Raw genomic sequence first — 2,780 nt, forward strand, 5'->3', positions numbered from 1 at the left:
CTGGCGGTCGCAACGGCGACGCCAGTCGACAAGGGGTTGAATTTGCTGCTCATGGTGACTCTCCAACGGTAGGTGGATCGCAAGTGCGGCCCCATTGCCGCCCACTGCACCGGCAACCGTCGTTCCCGCAGCCTTCGCCACAGTGATGCTGTCCATCCCGGGCGCCATCCTGGCGCAGTTCGTGACGAGCACCGAAGTGCGCGCAAGGATCAATGCATCCAGGGCGGGCGATGGGGGTTCGCCACGGGCCGCGGCTTCAGCGCATCGCGAACGCGCTCGACCGTCGCGGGTGAATCCTTGTCGTCGACGGCCACGATCAGGCGCAGCCAACTGGCCTTGGAGCGATCGTCGTCGCGCCGCGTCCAGCACCAGACTTGCGCACCAGTGGCGCCAGACCGGTCGGCCAGCAACACCTCGTCAAAATCTGCCCCTTCATGGGTGAGGAGGTGCTCCTCGTCGACGTAGGTGTTGAAGTAGTCGGGCATCCGTTGAGTCTAGTGTGGTGTTCGGTCGGCACGTGCAAACCGTCGTTACAGCGGGCGCCGTTCTTTGATCAGCCCAGCCTGAACACCGCCACCGATCGCGACAGCTCGTCGGCCTGCTGCTGCAGGCTGACGGCAGCGGCGGCGGACTCCTCCACGAGCGCGGCGTTCTGCTGTGTCATCTGATCCAGGCCGGCGATGGCCTGGCCGATCTGGCCGATGCCGGTGCTCTGCTCGCCGGTGGCGTGGCTGATCTCGGAGACGATGGCGCTGACGCGCGCAATCGACTCGATGATTTCCTTCATCGTGTCGCCGGCCTGGGCCACCAGCGTGGCGCCGCTGTCGACGCTTTCGCCGCTGCGCACGATCAGCGTCTTGATCTCCTTGGCCGCATCGGCAGAGCGGCCCGCCAGCGTGCGCACCTCGGCCGCCACGACGGCGAAGCCACGGCCCTGCTCGCCCGCACGCGCCGCCTCCACCGCCGCATTCAGCGCGAGGATATTGGTCTGGAAGGCGATGCCGTCGATGACGGAAATGATGTCGCCGATCTTGGCCGACGAGGCGCTGATGCGGCCCATGGTCTGCACCACTTCATCCACCACCGCGCCGCCACGGCGAGCCACGTCAGCCGCGTCCTGCGCCAGCTGGTTGGCCTTGCGCGCCGACTCGGCGTTGTGCGTGACGCTGGCCGTCAGCTCCTCCATGGCCGAGGCCGTCTCCTGCAGGTTGGAGGCGGCCTGCTCGGTGCGGTTGCTCAGGTCCTGGCTGCCGACGGCCACCTCTCGCGACGCCGTGGCGATGCTGTCGGTGCTCTGGCGCACGCCGTTGACGACCTGGGCGAGCGAGTCCTGCATCCCCTGCACGCCGCGCAGCAGCGCTGCGGTCTCGTCTCGCCCTTCCACGCGCACGGGCTGGCTGAGATCCTGGCCGGCGATGCGCTCGGCCGCTTTCACCGCGTAGGCCAGCGGCGCCAGGATGGAGCGGATGTTGACGGCCGTGTAGCCCACCAGCAGCAGCACCGCGATGACGATGACGATGACGAGGTTGCGGCGGATGACTGCCTCCCTTTCGGCCAACTGCGCCACGCGCGCGGCCGAGTGCTTGTCGACGGTGGCCGTCATCTCGTTGAGGGCTTTGTCCACCGCGCGCACCGGGCCCTTGACGGGCTCCATCGCGTGATTGGCCGCAGCCGTGTCAGTGAACTCACCCTTGGCCACGCGGTCGGCGATGCCACTGAAGCCGCTGCGGTAGTCCTGCAGCGCCTTCAGCAGATCCTCGGGCATGCGCCGCAGGTCCGCCGGCATGTCCAGCTTGCCCATGCGGCCGAGGCTGTCGGCGGTCTTGTCGAAGGTGTCACTCCATTCCTTGCGATAGCGCTCCGCAGCCTTGGCGTCGGCCAGGTTGATCAGCATGTCTTTCTCGTAGCGACGCAGATTGCCGACGCCCGCCCGCACACCGGCGAGATGAGTCAGGGCTTCAACGTCGTTCTCGACATAGTGAGCAAATTCAGCCTGGTTCTGGGACAGGCTGCGCAGCCCCTGCAGGCCGACCCCCAACATCGCCAGCACCGCGATGGCGGCCAGGGCCAGCAGCCGCGCCTTGATCGTGTAGTCGCTCAATTTCATCGCCGCTCCTCGTCACGCACGCACGCAAGCCGCAACGGGCGGCACCGTCGTCCCTCGCAGCCACAGCCTACCGACCAGGAGTGATCACAGCGGCGTGATTTTTAGAGGTCTTGGCGCCCAGACTAGTCCTTTGTCAGCGGCCCGCCAAGTCTGAGCCACCCGGGGTAGGGCCGACTGACCACAGCTCGTGCATGGTCGCCTCGAAGGCGTCGCCCACGCGCTGCGGCGCCTGCCAGGGCCGTGCCCGGCCGGCCACCCAGACGGATTGCCAGGGCGAGCCGTTGCTGCCGAAGACGACAGCATCCAGCAGCGCGTCGTCGGGCAGGCCGCGCAGCCCGTCGGCCTCGCGGTTAAGCACCAGCGCGTCGGCGCGCGCGCCGGGCGTCAGGCCCCAGGCGGTGAAGCCGGCCGCGCGGGCGCCGCCGGCCACGGCCGTGTCAAACAGCCGCGCCGCGCTGGACGGCTGGCTGCCCGGCGCCGACGCGATATTGCGCTGGCGGTGCAGCAGGCGCTGGCCGTACTCCAGCCAGCGCAGCTCCTCCACCCAGCCGCGCGTCACCTGGCTGTCCGAGCCCACTGTCAACGGCACGTTGTTCTGCAGCCAGCGAGGCAGATCGGCAAGGCCGTCGCCCAGGTTGGCCTCGGTGCCAGTGCAAATGACGATGCCGGCGCC

At 68.4% G+C, this 2,780-nt stretch carries 3 protein-coding genes; all 3 read right to left on the reverse strand.

Annotated features, from left to right (window positions below; genetic code table 11):
* Positions 1 to 209: 209 nt before the first annotated feature.
* On the reverse strand, positions 210 to 485 hold the full coding sequence (locus tag ABIS05_RS11895; RefSeq protein WP_348011594.1) for a hypothetical protein: 276 nt from the start codon (positions 483 to 485) through the stop codon (positions 210 to 212).
* Between the two features lie 68 nt (positions 486 to 553).
* Positions 554 to 2,107 (reverse strand): methyl-accepting chemotaxis protein, encoded by a 1,554-nt coding sequence (locus tag ABIS05_RS11900; RefSeq protein ID WP_348011595.1) that lies wholly within the window; start codon positions 2,105 to 2,107, stop codon positions 554 to 556.
* A 133-nt stretch (positions 2,108 to 2,240) separates the two neighbouring features.
* Positions 2,241 to 2,780 (reverse strand): amidohydrolase family protein (locus tag ABIS05_RS11905; RefSeq protein ID WP_348011596.1); only part of this gene is annotated, 540 nt, incomplete at its 5' end.

The sequence above is a fragment of the Roseateles sp. genome (genome assembly GCF_039929605.1).
In the GTDB taxonomy this organism is placed as follows: Bacteria; Pseudomonadota; Gammaproteobacteria; order Burkholderiales; family Burkholderiaceae_C; genus Pelomonas.

What these genes read in the sequence shown, in the direction of transcription:
- ABIS05_RS11900 (WP_348011595.1), bottom strand. Translation starts at nt 2,107, where the DNA reads ATGAAATTGAGCGACTACACGATCAAGGCGCGGCTGCTGGCCCTGGCC.
- ABIS05_RS11895 (WP_348011594.1), bottom strand. Translation starts at nt 485, where the DNA reads ATGCCCGACTACTTCAACACCTACGTCGACGAGGAGCACCTCCTCACC.